General features: G+C 64.5%; 14 protein-coding genes. 9 read left to right on the top strand and 5 right to left on the bottom strand.

The genetic code is table 11. The features are described 5' to 3' along the window. Nucleotides 1-125: 125 nt before the first annotated feature. Together ACW73L_RS17155 and ACW73L_RS17150 are read left to right on the top strand one after the other, a co-directional pair. Nucleotides 126-644 (top strand): pyridoxamine 5'-phosphate oxidase family protein, encoded by a 519-nt coding sequence (locus ACW73L_RS17155; RefSeq protein ID WP_498923780.1) that lies wholly within the window; start codon nt 126-128, stop codon nt 642-644. Continuing rightward, nucleotides 620-2,857, top strand: coding sequence for a PEP/pyruvate-binding domain-containing protein (locus ACW73L_RS17150; protein ID WP_498923778.1), 2,238 nt, complete (start codon nt 620-622; stop codon nt 2,855-2,857). The genes ACW73L_RS17155 and ACW73L_RS17150 overlap by 25 nt, the downstream gene beginning before the upstream one ends. Before the next feature lie 110 nt (nt 2,858-2,967). On the opposite strand, the gene ACW73L_RS17145 is transcribed toward ACW73L_RS17150, so the two are convergent. The 3 genes from ACW73L_RS17145 to ACW73L_RS17135 all read right to left on the bottom strand — a co-directional run bounded on the left by ACW73L_RS17145 (nt 2,968) and on the right by ACW73L_RS17135 (nt 6,917). Beyond that, nucleotides 2,968-3,612 (bottom strand): lysozyme inhibitor LprI family protein, encoded by a 645-nt coding sequence (locus ACW73L_RS17145; RefSeq protein WP_498923777.1) that lies wholly within the window; start codon nt 3,610-3,612, stop codon nt 2,968-2,970. Nucleotides 3,613-3,940: 328 nt separating this feature from the next. Then, complete coding sequence (locus ACW73L_RS17140) at nt 3,941-5,755, bottom strand: hydrogenase maturation protein (RefSeq protein WP_498923775.1); 1,815 nt, start codon at nt 5,753-5,755, stop codon at nt 3,941-3,943. 70 nt (nt 5,756-5,825) lie between these two features. Further along, nucleotides 5,826-6,917 (bottom strand): GlxA family transcriptional regulator, encoded by a 1,092-nt coding sequence (locus ACW73L_RS17135; RefSeq protein ID WP_498923773.1) that lies wholly within the window; start codon nt 6,915-6,917, stop codon nt 5,826-5,828. A gap of 472 nt (nt 6,918-7,389) precedes the next feature. Here ACW73L_RS17135 and ACW73L_RS17130 point away from each other — a divergent pair, with 472 nt between their 5' ends. Together ACW73L_RS17130 and ACW73L_RS17125 are read left to right on the top strand one after the other, a co-directional pair. Beyond that, complete coding sequence (locus ACW73L_RS17130) at nt 7,390-7,626, top strand: hypothetical protein (RefSeq protein ID WP_129882850.1); 237 nt, start codon at nt 7,390-7,392, stop codon at nt 7,624-7,626. 357 nt (nt 7,627-7,983) lie between these two features. Next, a complete protein-coding gene (locus ACW73L_RS17125; RefSeq protein WP_498923771.1) occupies nt 7,984-8,199 on the top strand; it encodes a GDCCVxC domain-containing (seleno)protein in 216 nt (71 codons plus the stop codon). Nucleotides 8,200-8,240: 41 nt separating this feature from the next. On the opposite strand, the gene ACW73L_RS17120 is transcribed toward ACW73L_RS17125, so the two are convergent. Further along, entirely contained in the window at nt 8,241-8,720 is a 480-nt protein-coding gene (locus ACW73L_RS17120) for a nuclear transport factor 2 family protein (protein WP_498923769.1), read from the bottom strand. Nucleotides 8,721-9,050: 330 nt separating this feature from the next. On the opposite strand from ACW73L_RS17120, the gene ACW73L_RS17115 reads away from it, so the two are divergent. Continuing rightward, the gene (locus ACW73L_RS17115) at nt 9,051-10,490 is read left to right on the top strand and encodes an FAD-binding protein (RefSeq protein ID WP_498923767.1); all 1,440 of its coding nucleotides are present in this window, start codon (nt 9,051-9,053) and stop codon (nt 10,488-10,490) included. Nucleotides 10,491-10,717: 227 nt separating this feature from the next. Then, nucleotides 10,718-11,848, top strand: coding sequence for a 6-phosphofructokinase (locus tag ACW73L_RS17110; protein WP_498923765.1), 1,131 nt, complete (start codon nt 10,718-10,720; stop codon nt 11,846-11,848). A gap of 371 nt (nt 11,849-12,219) precedes the next feature. Here ACW73L_RS17110 and ACW73L_RS17105 read toward each other — a convergent pair whose 3' ends face one another. Further along, nucleotides 12,220-14,109 carry a sigma-54 interaction domain-containing protein gene (locus ACW73L_RS17105; RefSeq protein ID WP_498923763.1) on the bottom strand — a complete coding sequence of 630 codons (1,890 nt, stop codon included), beginning with the start codon at nt 14,107-14,109 and terminating at the stop codon, nt 12,220-12,222. 265 nt (nt 14,110-14,374) lie between these two features. Between ACW73L_RS17105 and ACW73L_RS17100 the strand changes: the two genes are divergently transcribed. Genes ACW73L_RS17100 through ACW73L_RS17090 form a run of 3 tightly spaced genes read left to right on the top strand, consistent with a single transcriptional unit; the run spans nt 14,375 to nt 16,295 of the window. Further along, nucleotides 14,375-14,647: a BufA1 family periplasmic bufferin-type metallophore gene (locus ACW73L_RS17100; protein WP_129882864.1), complete on the top strand. Its 273-nt coding sequence runs from the start codon at nt 14,375-14,377 to the stop codon at nt 14,645-14,647. Then, nucleotides 14,648-15,532 carry an MNIO family bufferin maturase gene (gene bufB / locus ACW73L_RS17095; protein WP_498923761.1) on the top strand — a complete coding sequence of 295 codons (885 nt, stop codon included), beginning with the start codon at nt 14,648-14,650 and terminating at the stop codon, nt 15,530-15,532. Beyond that, nucleotides 15,516-16,295, top strand: a complete 780-nt coding sequence (locus tag ACW73L_RS17090; protein ID WP_498923760.1) for an HvfC/BufC N-terminal domain-containing protein — start codon at nt 15,516-15,518, stop codon at nt 16,293-16,295. The genes bufB and ACW73L_RS17090 overlap by 17 nt, the downstream gene beginning before the upstream one ends. The last annotated feature ends 5 nt before the right edge of the window (nt 16,296-16,300 follow it).

Raw genomic sequence — 16,300 nt, 5'->3', positions numbered from 1 at the left:
TTACGGCTTCGCCGTCCCGCGGCCCCGGTGCGGCAGTCCGAGGCCGCTAGCCGGCTCCCTTCCCGGCCGAACGAGCGCCGCTCCGGATGATTGCCGGCCCGAATCACATTGTTCTCCATGACGCCATGAACATTATCGACGAGCCCGTTCCCGGGATCGAATGGAGCCCGGCCCCAGCGGTCGACAATCCGAGCCCGGAACTGGGCGAGCGGATCGGGCGCTTGCTGGCCTCGCAGCCGTTTGCCGTCCTCTGCACGCAAGGCGGGGGGCAGGCATACGGTGCCCTGGTGGGCTTCGCCTATTCGCCGTGTCTCACGGCACTCGCGTTTTCGACCCCGATCACGACCCGAAAGTACCGGCTGCTCGAAGCATCGTCGCGGATCGCCCTGGTCGTGGACAGCCGCAGCCGGCATCCGGACGATATGATGCAGGTCGAAGCGGTGACCGTCACCGGTCGTGCCATGCGACTCGCGGAGGATGAGGCGCGCAGTGAGTGGTCGTCGCAGATCGGTGTGCGGCACCCGTACCTGCGCGATTTTCTGAAGGCACCGACGACGGCCGTCTTTCGGGTCGATGTTTGCCGCTATTTTTACGTCGCGCGCTTTCAGGAGGTCACGCAATGGGTTCCGGGCCCGACTGGTTGATTGACCTCACGAGCCCCGACGCCAGAGCGGAGCAGCGGGTCGGCGGTAAGACGGCCCATCTCGCGCGCCTGAAGCAGGCAGGCTTCCCTGTGGTCGGCGGGTTTTGTATCGCCGCCGACGCCTACGAGCGCTTCGTGCAGGAAAGTCAGCTAAAGACGATCATCGCCATGGAACTGCAGCGCAAACCCTTCGAGGCGATGCGCTGGGAGGAGCTCTGGGACACCGCATTGCGCATTCGTTCCGCCTTTTCGTGTGCCCCGGTTCCGGCCGCGTTGGTGGCTGGTATCGAATGGGCCCTGCAGCAGCGGGCCGCGCCGCACGGCTGGGCAGTCAGGTCGTCGGCCCCCGGCGAAGACTCTCCGGGCGCCTCGTTCGCCGGACTGCATGAATCGGTGCTGCCGGTGCACGGAAGCGCCTCGGTCGTCGATGCCATGCGCACGGTCTGGGCTTCCCTGTGGTCGGATGCGGCCCTGCTTTACCGGAGAGAACTCGATCTGCACCCCGTGCGTAGCCGCATGGCGGTGTTGCTGCAGCCCTTCGTGCGCGGCGCTCCTTCCGGCGTCGCCTTCGGCCGCGACCCGATGCGGCATGATGCGGACCGCGTGGTCATCGAGGCAGTGCCCACCCTGTGCGGCGATCTCGTCGATGGAGCCATCGAGCCGGACCATTGGGTCCTCGACAAGGGAACAGGAGAGATCGTCGACCAGCGCCTCGTTCGAGGCACCGATGGCCGCAGCGTGCCGGCCCTGTTACCGGATCAACTCGACGCGATTCGCGCGGCGCTGCTCGCCGTGGAGCAAGCGACGGGATGGCCGGCGGATATGGAATGGACCTGGCACGACGGCGAACTGATCCTGCTGCAGGCCCGGCCCCTGACTGTGCGCAACGAGACCCCCGACGACCGACGTCCCTGGTATCTGTCCCTGAAACCGTCGAAGGAACGTTTTCAGCGGCTCGCCGAGCGGGTCGTGGGAACGCTGATTCCGGAGTTGACCGCGACCTGCGAGCAGCTGGCCGGGGAGCCTCTGGATGCGCTGAGCGATGGCGCGCTGGCCTCGGCGATCGAACGGCGCCTGACCGAAGTCGAACGCTGGACGGGCATCTACACCGAAGACTTCATCCCGTTCGCGCATGGCGTGCGTCAGTTCGGCGTTTACTACAACGACCTGATGCGGCCCGCCGATCCGTTCGAATTCGTGACGCTGCTGTCGGGCCAGGATTTCCTCGCCGGCCAGCGGGACGAGAGCATGCGCCGCCTCGCCGCTGCCGTCGCAGGGCATGCCCCGCTGCGGACTGCACTACGTGAGCTCGAGGGTCAGGGTATGGCGTGGAACGACGCAACGCGCCAGCGGCTGCGCGCTCTTCCGGGCGGTGTGGCGTTCCTGGCGGATTTCGAAGCGCTGTGCCGGGATCATCTCGACTTCGTCTACGAGGGCACGCGCCTGGCCGACAGCCACGGAATGGTGCTGCATACGCTGCTCGAACTCGGCACGCAGCCGTCACTACGGGTGCCGGCCGCCGCGGATGGTGAGCTCGAGCGCCGCTATCTCGCCGCTGCAGGTCCGAAAAGAAAAGCGGAAGCGAGCGATTTACTCGCGCTGGCCCGTCTGAGCTGGCGCTTGCGTGACGACGACAACATCCTGGTGGGACGCCTGGAAAGCCAGCTCGCGCGGGCCGCGGAGGCGGGTGCGGAGCGGCTCCGGCGCAGCGGACGGTGCAACGGCGCCTTCGTCTACAGCACGACGCTGGCGGGTGAGATCGCTGATGCGCTCCGCAGCCAGCACGGCGTGTCCATCGCCGAGCGCCGTTCGCCGAAGGAACTGGCCAGTGACGCCGCTGCGCATGAAGCGCGACGTCGGGCACGTCAGCTGATCGGTCAGCCGGCGGCGCCGGGTCTGGCTGCCGGCACGGCGCGTTTCGTTCGTAACAGTGACGATCTGTTGGCGTTCCGTCGCGGGGACGTCCTCGTCTGCGATGCCATTCAGCCGACCATGACGCATCTGGTGCCGCTCGCGAGCGCCGTCGTCGAGCGTCGCGGCGGCATGTTGATTCACGGTGCGATCATCGCCCGTGAACTCGGGATTCCCTGTGTCAGCGGTGTCGAGCCGGCGATGCGGGACATTCGCAATGGCGACCAGATCACGGTCGATGGCTATCTGGGCATCGTCACGCTGGGAGAAGCCGAGTTCGACCTGGAACGGACCGCGGGATAACCGGGTCGCGCCTGAGCCGCTGCTGGGTCAGCTCGGGTAATGCCAGCGGCGGGCTAACGCTGTCCGGGCGCCGAGGGTGTCGGAGACCGTCGCGCGCATCCACCCGACCGTTACCGCGCCCGGCACTGCAAGTCTTCGGTGTTGCCGGTCCCGACGTTCAACCAGTTCACCTTCACCTCGTTGTTCCTGTGCACCAGGCTGACGTTCTGCCCTTCGTACTTCCCTTCATCCACCGGTCCCACCTGCCACAGCGTCACGGTGCGGTCGCCGCGTTCGAGGCGTATCGTGGCCGGGTCGGTGGCGAAAAAGTTCGCCACGACTTCATTCGCCGGGTTTTTCTGGCAGGCATAGAACACCGTCTTTGGCGGCACCAAGCGCCACACCGACTGAAGTTCCGTCGTACGGATCTTGTATTGGCCTTCGACGCACTCCTTCACCGAGGTCGCGGTCCAGCTCGCGGTCAGCCAGGTCGGCGAGCCGCTCTGTGTCTTCCAGCAGTCGTCCCGACCCTTGATCCAGCCGCGCTGTTCGGTGCGCAGGTCCGACAGCAGCTTGCCCTTCGCCTTGGCTGATGCGGCCTTGTAGACCTGATCCAGCTTGCGGTCGAGCGCCGCCAGCGACGCATCGCTGCAAATCAATTTCTGCACCTGTCCCTGCGCCTTCGCGCAACTGAATGCGGGGCTTTCCGCCAAGGCCGCCGCCGGCAGGCCGAGTGCGCAGAGGACAGCCGCGGCCCACTTCGTCGATTCGTGCATGATGTAGTGACTCCGGGTTAGTGCCGGGGATGTGGTTTTCTGCCCGGCGGACCCTGCGATCGGGTGCGTCGGACCGGGCGGATGACAAACAGACGCGCATGCGACCCGGCTCGCCGGGGAGCGAGAATGGGCCAGCGGCGGGGGGTGTGTCAATGTCCGGGCTGTCTGGGTGGGGGCAGCGGGAAAGCGACCGGCACAGCGGCTGATCGGGCGGGCGTTCGAGCGGAGGCGTGGTCCCCCGGGATTGTGTCCCGGGGGTTGCAGCTGGCGACTCATCCCTGCATCGCGGGAAGGCTCCCGCCCGGTCTGCCGCCGTGCACGACAGGTCTCAGGCCGCCGGTCGTCCTTCGGACCAGCCTCTGGAAGCGAGCGCACAGCGATTGGCGGCGTGCGGCACCGCCTGCTCACAACCGGGATTGCGGCAGACGGCTTCCAGTGCGACCGCGCATTTCAAATGAGCCGGCCGTGGCTGCTTGCGAACGAATGCGGTCCTGGCCAGGTGATAGCTGGGGTCGTCGCCCCAGAAGTTCCGTTTCATCTCCGCGAGTTCGGCTCGACGATAGGACTCCAATGGCTTCACCTGCTCGTCGAAGCGGCGTCGATCGAGTTTCGCGGCGAGCAGCGCATCGAAAGACGGACTGTGCGCCAGATGCTCGGCCATCCGCCGGATCTGCTCGTTGAAGCGCCCCAAGGCATTGTGGCCGAGGTCGTCCTGGAGGATCACGTCATCGATCAGGCCGATCGCCCTGGCTTCATGAATGCCCAGCGGCAGGCACTGTTCGGTCAGACGCTCGGCCAGCGTGTCGCCGACGCGCGCCGGTAAGGAATAGGTCCAGTACTCCGACCCATACAGCCCGCCCATGCCCTTGTAATGGGGATTCAGCACGATGCCCTCCCGCGCCAGGACTCGGTCCGCCCCCAGCGCCATCATGACGCCCCCGGCTCCGGCGCTACCGTACATCGCCGCGATGGTCAGATGATCTGTCGCGGTCAACAGGCTCCGCACGAAATCGTTCATCGCGTTGATGTTGTTCCAGGACTCCTCGGCCGGATCCGCCGCCGCTTCGATCAGATTCAGGTGGATGCCGTTCGACCAGAAATCCTGCCCGCCGAACAGCACGATGACCTTCGTCGGCCGCTGACGTGCGTGGAGCATCGCCTGTTCCAGGCGCCGACAATGATCGGTGCCCATCGCGCCGTTATAGAAGCGAAAGTGCACATACCCGACGTCATTGTGTTCCTCGTACCAGATGTCGCGAAACGTCGCCGTGTTCGTTTCCGCATCGATCGCGATCGGCAGTTCGGGCACCTGGCCGAGTTGATCGGCTACGACCATGGCCGCGGGCAGCTTGAAGAAGTCGTCAGCGTGCTCGCCCTTGCGCTTCAGGTGGGAGATCCAGACCGCCCCATCAACCGCAGCGCGGCAGATCGCTCCGTGGCGCTGTGCGATGATCTGTCCCGGACGGCCGATCAGTGAACCCTCCTCGTGGACACCATAGAGATAAACCGGCATGCCACCGATTTCATCCAGAACCCCCGGCGCGCCATCGCCGCAACGCACCTTCCGCAGGATCGTCGCGACCGGGTCGTTCGCCCAATCGATCTGCCGTTCGGCGGTCTTGACCAACGGGCGATAACGTCCGCGAACACCCGCCTTCGAGTAATCCAGTGGCGCCGGCACGAACAGCCCGCTGTCGAAACGTCGGACTGCGACCAACATTGCCTTCACGGCGGCCTGCGTCACCTCGTCACGGTAAAGGCTGCTTTTGCTCGCGGGGCGCATCCGGAATTCGTAGGTCGCCCAGATCGAGCCGGAGTCGACATGCTCCGCGGCCTGCACGACCGTAACGCCCCAACGCTGTTCATCGTTCAGGATCGCCCAGTCGAGCGAGTTGCCGCCGCGATCGCCGACGATCCCGGGATGCAGTATCAGGCAGGTGTACCGTTCCCAGACGTCCCGCGGGATCACCTGGGCCAGCATCGGACAGAGCACGAGGTCCGGTTCGAATTGCGCGACCGCCTCGCGCATGGCGTCTCCCGTCGTACCGACGGCGACCCCGACCCAGTGGCCCAGGCCCTTCAGTTCCACGTGGGCGTGTTGCGTCAGGCTGTTGTAAGCGGTGGAAAGCAGCAGGATGCGCATGATGTAACCCCCTTGTCCTTGTCGTTGTGGTGTCGTCGGAGAAAGGACGCCCAGGTCTCCCCGGGCGTCGTCAGAAGCCGGTCATTTGGGCGCGGATCGTCGCGTCGAGTCGATCGACCGCGAGCGGTGGCGGTTCCTGGCCAGGGGAGGTGAAGCGTTCGCGATAGTTCACCGGGTTGACACCGAGATTGCGCAGGAAGGCACGGCGCATCCGTTCGGCATCGCCGAAGCCCGCCTTGACGGCAACGGATTCGATGCGACTGTCGGTCGTGCCCAGCAGATGACGCGCGGCGTCGATGCGGGCCTTTTCGACGAACTTGGCCGGTGTGAGTCCCGTCTCCAGTTGAAACACCCGCGCGAAATTGCGAGGACTCATCGCGACGCGAGCGGCCAGCGCGTCAACGCTGTGCTGCTCCGCGGGATTTTGCATGATCCAGAGCTGCAACTCGCGAAGGTCGGCATTCTTGGTAGCCTCGCTGACCAGGAAGCCGCTGAACTGCGACTGCCCGCCCGGCCGTTTGAGGAACACGACCAGGTAGCGCGCGGTCAGCAGCGCGGCCTCCCGCCCCCAGTCTTCCTCGACCAGCGACAAGGCCAGATCGATGCCCGAGGTGATTCCGCCGGATGTGGCGATGTGGCCAGCGCGCAAGAAGATGCGGTCCGGTTCCACCGAGACCGCCGGGTAATCGTGGGCAAAGCGGTCACAGAACGCCCAGTGCGTGGTCGCGCGGAGGCCGTCCAGCAGGCCGGCCTCCGCGAGCAGGAAAGCACCGGTACATATCGAGACGAGTCGCCTGACCCGGGTCGACATTGCGCGCACCCATGCGATCAAGCCCGGATCGGCCAGTACGGCGCTGATGTCCGGGGAGCCGGGTATCAGCAGTGTGTCGAGATCGTCCCTCAACTGGCCGTAGGCGCAGTCGGCATGGAGCCTGAGGCCCGATGACGAGGTGATCAGGCCTGGCTGCCTGGCCAGGACTTCGATCGGGTAGGGTGTTTCAGTCACCACGCCGGCCTGTTGCAGACCGAGCGCGGACATCCCAAACACATCGAGTGGACCGGTCAGGTCGAGGAGTTCGACCCCATCGAATGCGACGATACCGATCCGCTTGACCTTCGCGTCGGGGGTATCCGCCTCTGGCACGAAAAGATGGTTCACCACGATACGCCTCCTTCGTTTTCTGGGTTCTGTCGCTCGGCGGCATCCGGCTCGTATCCGGGGCCGATCTCGCCGAGGCTGGAATGTTTTCATCCGGAACAAGTTCCGGCAATGACAATCGCCCCTCGAATCCTGCCAAGCCCTCAGGCCAACCGGTATTGGAGATCGACTGTCCTGAGTGGCAATCTGACGGCATGCGGTACCGGAGGACGCTGCATTGCTCGACCGCCTGTCCTGCGATACCTCGACCATGGAAGGTTCGACCTACGACGGATGGCTGCCCCGGTCCTGGCGCGCACGGATTGCGCGGACCGCGCAGTGGCAGCCGATGGCGCCTGGTTCCTGAGCCTCGGGGCGTCCGGAGCCGTCGTGCGTCCCGAGTGTTGACAGCGTCGATCTTCGAGCGCAGCGTTTTCGTGGTATCGAACCACGGCACCGAAACCGTTTTCGGGCCTCTACACAAACGGGAGTCACCATGCGCCAAGACCGTATCCGGAATGTACTACTGGCAATCATTGCCGCCCTGTTGTTGTTGAACGTGAGCGACCGGCTGATCTCGTCGGCGCACGCCGTGGTCAACAAACGCTATCAGTGTGTGGAAGTGACGACTGCGCTGGAAGTGCAGAAGACCATGGATCGAGCCGTTGCCGAGGGCTGGGAGTATGTGGGCTCGATCGATCATGTGCTGATCTTCAAGCGATACTTTTTCTGAAGTCAGGGCCGGGTAGCGACAAACGGGCGGTAAAGGCGTAGGTCACAGTCCTGTGTCGGGGCGAAGCCACCCGGGTTCGTCCTTACCCACGATGGCTCGTCGGCTCGTCTTCGGCGCTTTGACTGGCCGAAGGCGCTGCAGCGTCATCCCAGCCCGGTGATCGTCAGGCAGCTCCTCGAGGCGATTGCGGGCCGGCGCGCCAAGCTTGTGCCGCAGAAGCGGCCGGAGAAAGCGGACGATAGCGGAAAAATCGTGTGACCATTGACGGTTAACAGGACGACTGCGTCGACCCGTCGGGCAATCGACCGCAGCGACCACCGCCGCGGGCTATCCATCCGGCGTCAGAGGGGAGGGGAAATGAACGGCCTTATTCTGGAATCGACGATCACCTGCCCGCAATGCGGGCATGCCGCAACGGAAACCATGCCGACCGATGCCTGCCAGTTCTTCTACGAGTGCAAGGGCTGCCGTACGCTGCTGAAACCGAAGCCAGGCGATTGCTGCGTGTTCTGCTCGTATGGGTCGGTGCCGTGCCCGCCGATCCAACGGCGAGAGTCCTGCTGCGCCCGCTAGCGTTGCCGGGACCGTCGATAGCCGGGCGCCTCCAACCCGGTTTACAAACCCAGCTCACTCAAGCCCGGATGCTCGTCCGGACGGCGGCCCAGCGGCCAATGAAACTTGCGCTCGGCCACGGTGATAGGCAGATCGTTGATGCTGGCGTACCGGCGGCGCATCAGACCGTGCTCGTCGAAGGCCCAGTTCTCGTTGCCGTATGACCGGAACCAGTGGCCGGAATCGTCTCGCCACTCATACGCGAAGCGCACGGCAATCCGGTCGCCGGCGCAGATCCACAGTTCCTTGATCAGCCGGTAATCCAGCTCCCGTGTCCATTTGCGGGTCAGGAACTCGATGATCTGCTCGCGCCCTTTAGGGAATTCGGCCCGGTTCCGCCATTCGCTGTCGGGCGTATACGCGAGGGCCACGCGCTGCGGGTCGCGGCTGTTCCAGGCATCCTCGGCCAGTCTGACCTTCTGTGCCGCGGTTTCAGGCGTGAACGGCGGAAACGGCGGGCGGGGTTCGACAGGTTGACTCATGGTGGGGTCCTCGCCTTATTGAATGTCGCAGGCCACTTACCCGGAAATCATGCCCGTTTCTGAGGGGCGAGTGGGAACGGGATATTGGCGGATAGTCGCACCGCGCCGCAGAGCCCGGCGACAAGAACGGCCGCCGGCTTTATAGCCGTGCGAGCAGTCTCCCATTATCCGGCTTTTCCCCGTCCGAGCCAGAAGTGGCCGCTGAGCCAAGGTTCGGAGTCGATCTCGCTCGTTGACAAGGTATCAAGTCGGGCTTATGTTCCGGCCACTGGTCGCTAGCGATCAGTTCTAATACGAACGGGTTAGTCAATAGGGGGAGAGGCTTTCCGTATGCAGAGAAGAACCTTCATTGCGACCATCTCGGCGCTCACCGTCGCCGCCTTCGATCCAACCCGCCGGTCCTGGCTGACCGCCGCCGAAGCGGCGTACCCGCAGGCGATTCCAGTCCCGGAACTCGATGGCGAACTGACCGTCGATCCGGAGGCGCTAGCCGAGGCGGCCGACGACTTCGGCCACATCGTTTCCCGGGCGCCCATCGCCGTGTTACGCCCCGCTTCGGTCAAGGATATCGTCAAGCTGGTCAAGTACGCCAACCGTAACGGCCTGAAGGTGGCGATGCGCGGACAGGGCCACTCGACCTACGGACAGGCGCAGGTTGCCGGCGGCATCGTGATCGACTCGCGCACGCTGGCGACCATCCACGAGATCGAGGACGACCGTGTTACGGTCGATGCGGGCGTGACCTGGAACGCCCTCCTGGCCGCCACGCTGGCCAGGGACCTGACGCCCCCCGTGCTGACGGATTACCTCGACCTTTCCATTGGCGGCACCCTCAGCGTCGGCGGTATCGGTGGCGCGACGCACCGCAAGGGCGTGCAGGTCGACAATGCTCTCGCGCTCGACGTAGTGACCGGCGACGGTCGGCTGGTCCAGTGCTCAGGGCGCAGGAACCGCGCGCTCTTCGAGGCCGTCCTGGGCGGGCTCGGGCAGTATGGGATCATCGTCCGGGCTACCCTCGCGCTGGAACGGGCGAAGCAAAACGCGCGCGTCTACCGTCTGTACTACGCCGATCTGGACCAGTACGTCGCGGACCAGACCTTCCTGGCCGAGGCTGCTCGCTTCGACTACCTGGAGGGGCAAGTCCTGCCCAACGGCGCGGGAGGATTCCAGTACATGGTCGAGGCGGCCGTCTGGTTCTCTCCCACGTCGCGGCGTTCGGCGCCCGATGATGCCAGCTTGCTCGCCGACCTGTCGTTCGACACCTCGAGCATCGAGGATCTGACCTACGACGGATGGCTGCGCCGGCTCGAACCGACGGTCGCCTTCCTGCAGCAGATCGGTGTCTGGGCCTTCCCCCACCCCTGGATCGATCTTCTGGTCCCGGCGAGCGAGGCCGCCGACATCGCCCGGCTCGCGCTTGCTTCCGTGTCGCCGGACACCCAGGACCCAATGCTGTTCTATCCCTTTCCGCGCCGCAAACTCACTCGCCCGTTGTTCATGGTGCCGGACGAGCCGGTCATCTTCCTTTTCGACATCCTGCGCACCGCACCGCCCATCCCCGGCGTGGCCGACTCGCTCGTGCAGCTGAATCGTTCCATCTATGACGCCGCTGCCGCACTAGGCGCCAAGAAGTACCCGATCAGCAGTATCCCGTTCGCGGTGTCCGACTGGCAGGCGCACTACGGGCCGCAGTGGGCAAAGGTGCAGGTGCTGAAGCAGGCGTTCGATCGGAACCACACACTGACACCCGGGCAAGGCATCTTCGCCTGAGACGGGGAGCGCTCGTAGGGCGCTCCCGCGCCAGCGCATGGGCGGTGCGGGTGGGTAGGTCCGAGCCCCGCACGCCGCGTGCGCGTGGTGCTTGCCCATGGCGGCGCGGCGTCGGCCCCTCAGGACTGGCGTCATTGTCTCCCCCTTTCCGCTGGCATGCTCGCGACTGAATGCAATGCGAGGGTGCTAAAGTCGATGACCAGCCATCGAGATAAGGGAGAGTTCGCATGACGAAATCCATCGGCATTCTCACGGCGGGCGGGGACTGTCCTGGCCTCAATGCCGCTATCCGCGCCGTGGGAAAGACCGCGGTCGACCATTACGGCTGGAATGTCGTGGGCTTCCAGAACGGCTTTCGGGGCCTGATGGAGAATCGCACCATCGCGCTCGATGGCGACGCGTTATCGGGCATCCTCACCGTCGGCGGGACCATACTCGGCACCAGCCGCGACAAACCGCACAAGATGCCGGTCGGCGGCAAGGTACTGGATATGACCGATGCGATGGTCGAGGTCTACCATCAGCATCACCTGCATGCCCTGGTATGCCTGGGTGGCGCCGGTACCGCAAAGAATGCCTACCGTCTGGCGCAGAAGGGGATCAACGTCATCAACCTCCCGAAGACCATCGACAACGACATCTACGGGACTGACATTTCCTTCGGCTATGACACGGCCCTGAGTATCGCCACTGAAGCCGTCGATCGCTTGCACAGCACAGCCCACAGTCATCACCGCATCATTGTCGTGGAGACCATGGGACACAAGGTGGGCTGGCTGGCCCTCGGCGCTGGGATAGGCGGCGGGGCCGACGTAGTGCTGATTCCGGAGATTGCCTACGACGTTGACGCCGTCGCTGCCGCGCTGCTGCAGCGGGTGCGGCGCGGCAAGCGCTTCAGCATCGTGGCCGTGGCCGAGGGTGCCCAGTCGCAACAAATGGCCAGGGAACTTCAGGAAGCGCAGAAGCCGCTGGGCAAGGACAAGCACGGTGCGGCGGCGGTCAAGGCAAAGGCCCGACTGCTCGAATGGGAGTCCACGCGGACCGACCATACCCTGCGGCTGGCACAGCAACTGGAGGAACTGACCGGGCTCGAATCACGCGTCACGATCCTGGGTTACGTGCAGCGCGGCGGCACACCGACCCCTGCCGATCGCGTGTTGGCCACGCGGCTGGGCACGACCTGCGCGGACCTGATTGCTCAGGGTCACTTCGGGGTTTTGGTGGCGGCGCGGGGCGACCGCACCGAGGCAGTGCCTTTGAAGGACATCGTCGGCAAGCTCAAATACGTGCCAGTCGATCACCCCTGGCTCGAAAGCGCTCGCCGTATCGGGATCTGCCTGGGAGAGAAGGCCCCGTAGTCGCCGCTGCGGCATGGCCGCAAGGCACATCCCACAAGAGTTCTCTGACGGGTTATCGATATCCCGCGGAATTTGCTGGAGCAGGCGGCGGAGGCTGAGGGTCATTACTGGCTAATCGATGCCGGTCGCTACCTGCCGAACGGGGCTCAAGCGAATTCCCTGGCGTACTTGACCCGGTCTGTTCGCGCCGAAGCATTCAGGAAACGGGTGGCGCGCGAACTTGTTCTTCGGCCCCCAGAAAGGCCAGAGCCATGGGCCGGACAGGATCGGTCTTGACCACAGGCTCGCGATACGCCTTTCAGAACAGCAGGATAGGCTGGATTGCATCATCGCGGCAGCGCGCGCGGACGCCCGGCGGCACTTCACAGCACTTATCTGAGCCCGAGCTTTTTGATCCGATAACGCAAGGTGCTCGGATGCAAGCCCAAGATTCGTGCCGCTCCGCCAGGACCTTCGATGATGCCACCCGTCCCCTTCAGCACGGCGGCGATATGCTCGCGCTCGACGTCCTCGAGGGCTGGGCTCGGCGCGGGATGTGCCGCGGTTCCCGCGGTCGCCGAACCGGGCAGCATCTCGGCCTCGATTTCGAGGCGCGGACCCTCGGCAAGAATGATCGCCCGCTCGATGACGTTCTCCAGTTCACGGATATTGCCGGGCCACCGGTAGGCCTGTAACCGATGCAGAGAGTTTGCGCCGATGCCGTCGATGTGTTTGCCGAGGCGCGGTCCGAACTTGTCGATCATGAATTGGACCAGCAACGGAATGTCCTCCAGGCGTTCCCTGAGCGGTGGGGTCGCGATCGGAAAGACATTGAGGCGGTAGTACAGGTCGTCGCGGAAGGTCTTATCGGCGACCGCTTGTAGCAAGTCGCGATTGGTGGCGGCGATCACGCGCACGTCGACGGCGATCGGTGCCGTGCCGCCGATGCGGTCGAACTCCCGCTCCTGTAACACGCGCAGCAGCTTGACCTGGACTTCCAACGGGATTTCGCCGATTTCGTCGAGAAAGATGGTGCCGCCGTGCGCCAGTTCGAAGCGCCCGATGCGCCTGGCGAGGGCTCCGGTAAAGGCGCCTTTTTCATGGCCGAATAGCTCGCTTTCCACCAGTCCCGTGGGCAGGGCGGCACAATTGAGCTTGACCAGGGGCTTGTCGCGCCTTGGGCTCGCGGCGTGGATGGCGCGCGCGACCAATTCCTTGCCGGTGCCCGACTCTCCCTGGATCAGTACCGAGGCGTCGGTGCTTGCGACCCGGCGGATGTTGGCGAGCAGTGCCCGAATCGCCGGGCTCTGGCCGACGATCCCTTCGATGTTGTGGGTCTCCTGAATTTCCTCCTTCAGATAACGATTCTGCGCCTTGAGCCGGGCCTGTTCCTGTTCCATCAAAACCCGTTCGGTGATATCGATAAACATGGTCCGGGTCGTTCGGCCGCGGGGATCGGGCTTCGACCACCATTGAATCCATACCGGCCGGCCATTGTCCCTCCGCCGGAGTTCCAGCACCGTGCCGATATGGCCCGTATCCTGGCCGATGGTGCCTAACGCCTCCTGAACCCGGCGTTGTGCGTCGGGCGAGTTCGGCACCAGGGAGCGGCCCAGAAAGCCTGGCACGTCTTCCGGTCCGATGCCGAGGATGCGCATGGCTGCCCGGTTGGCGCTAAGGAAACGGGAGTCCAGATCCTCGTGAACGTAGGCGATGGGAGCCTCTTCGAAAAGATCCCGGAAGCGCTCCTCGCTTTCCCGCAACCGCTCCATCATCCGGAGGCGTGACAGTTCGGCGGCGGCCCGCGCCGCAAAGATCCGGAAGGTACAGAGCAGCCGGGATTCGGCGGGCATTTCCTGGCGATCGAAGATGGCCAGGTGCCCGAGGATCTGGTCGTCCGCATCGCGCAGTGGAACCCCCAGGTAGCTCTCCACGCCTTCCTCTTTTGGAAACCGGGCCGAAACGGCCGCCGGGTAATGGCAGAACTCGCCACTCAGGACGATCTCGCAGGGCGTACCGGCCAGTTCCCATTCCTGGGTGTCGAGAAACGCCCCGTTGTTCCAGTAAGCCAGGGAGCGGGCTCGGGTCTTCTCATCGGCGAATTCCGCGACGAAGGCGCCGGTCACACCCGTTGCCCGGGCCAGATTGCCTACCAGGGCCCGAAAGAAGTCCTCGCCAATGGCCTGGGCCGTGCCTTCCACCAGGGCACGCAGGGTGGCGAATTCGCTGGGATCGGCGGAGTTTCGGGATTCTGGCGAGGCTTGGGGGGAGGCCTGGGACATAGGAGAGCGGGTTCCGGTGTCTAGGGTGCCATCTTACCCGGTTCCGCAATACCCCCACCAAATCTGGTGGCTGCCCTCAACGATTCGTGGCCAGGCCAGTCCTATGTAACGCTTGGAGGCGTTATCCAGGATGCTACAAGCGGCTGTATTTATTGCGCATTAATGGCCACTTCAGAACCTGGCACGGCATTCGCTGTTAAGCCTCCGTCGCGATGAATGACCGCGACCGACTTCTTACCATCAACTCAAGCCCTTGGATCAATATATGACTCAGAACAAGACGATCGTCACCTCCACCCTGGCCGCCGTTGTCGCCCTCGGGCTGGCCGGAAATGCCGGCGCCGCCGAAAAGAAAGCCGATGGGGACAAATGCTATGGCATCGTCAAATCCGGCAAGAACGACTGCAAGACCCTGTCCAATGCCTGCGCGGGCCATTCAATGGAAGACGGGCAGAAGGATGCCTTTCTCGTCGTGCCCAAGGGCACCTGCGAGCGGATCGTTGGCGGTTCACTGGAAGCCCCGCAGGGCGGGAAGTAAATGGCGGTCGTGCTGCCGGCCCCGTGCCTCCAGCGCGCCCAAGGCACGATTCCGGCGTCGGCCGGAATCGGCCTCCGCGCCGAGCACTACCATGAGGTAGCGGAAACTCGCCCGACTGTGGGCTGGTTCGAGGCGCACAGCGAGAACTACTTCGGCGGGGGTGGCACACCGCTTCGGGTTTTGGAAAGCCTCCGGGCCGACTATCCCGTCAGCCTGCACGGTGTGGGCATGTCGCTGGGGTCTGTCGATCCGTTCGACCAGCGCCACCTCACTCGGCTGAAGGCCTTGATCATGCGGATCGAGCCGGGACTGGTTTCCGAACATCTGTCCTGGGGATCTTATGGCGGGTGCTTCCACAACGATCTTCTGCCGCTGCCGTACACGGAAGAAGCGCTGGATCATTTTGTGGGGCGGCTCACCCGGGTCCAAGAGTTCCTGGGCCAGCGGCTGCTGATCGAGAATCCCTCCAGCTACTTGGAATTTGCCCACTCCACGCTGCCGGAGTGGGAATTCCTCGTTGAAGCCACGCGCCGATCCGGAGCGGGCATTCTGCTGGATCTGAACAACCTCTATGTGTCCTGCCGCAATCATGGCTGGGACACCCACGAATATTTGCGGGGTCTCGCCGGCGGTCCGATCGAGGAATTGCATCTAGCCGGACATACCCGTCGGCCCATGGAGGACGGCGATCTGCTCATCGACACCCACGACGGGCCGGTGTGTCGCGAAGTCTGGGCGCTGTATGTCGAGGCCCTGACGGCATTCGGGCCGAAACCCACGCTGATCGAATGGGACGCGCGGCTACCACCCCTGGCGGAGTTGCTGGTCGAAGCCCGGACCGCCGATCGCCATCTGGAGGCAAGGTCCTATGCCCTCGCTGGCTGAAACTCAACGAGGCTTCGCGGCCGCCGTGTTCGCTAGCGATCCCGGGTCCATCCGGCCCTGGATACGAGCCAACGGCCTGTCGCCGGAGCGGCGCCTTGCCCTCTACCAGAACAACACCTTCCTGGGTCTGAGCGAGGCGCTGCGGGACGGATTTCCGGTAGTCCACCGGCTTGTGGGAACGGAGTTCTTCGACGCCCTGGCCCGGAGTTTCGTGTCCGAGCGTCCGCCCCGCAGTGGTTGCCTGTTGGATTACGGCGCGGAGTTTCCCGCTTCCATCGCGGACTCGGAGCTGGCGGCCTCCTTGCCGTACCTGCCGGACGTGGCGCGTCTGGAATGGGTCTGGCACGAGGCCTTCCATGCAGCGGAGGGGCCTGCTTTCGGCATCGCCGAACTCGCCGCAGTGCCGCCAGAACGTCACGCGCAACTCTCTCTCCGCCTCCGGCCAAGCGTCCGTCTTCTGGCCTCTCCCTGGCCGGTGCTGCGCATCTTCCATGTCAATCAGCCGCAATACTCTGGAGACCCGAGTATCGACCTCGACCGGGAGACCGGATGCCGGGTACTGGTCCTTCGAGAAGGGGCGGAGGTACTACTGCATTCCCTGTCGGCCGGCGAGTTCGCGTGCCTGGAACACCTGTCCGGAGAGGGCAGTCTCGAGACGGCCTTCGAAGCCGCCATCCGCGCGGAGCCTGGGTTCGACTTACCCGCGAGTCTCGTCCGGTTGATGGGCCTCCAAGTGTTCAGCCATCCCGCGCGATCCGCCTGAGGAGC

The organism is Methylolobus aquaticus (assembly GCF_054172105.1).
The sequence above is the reverse complement of the archived record's forward strand: the minus strand, read 5'-3'. Positions and strand labels throughout refer to the sequence as shown.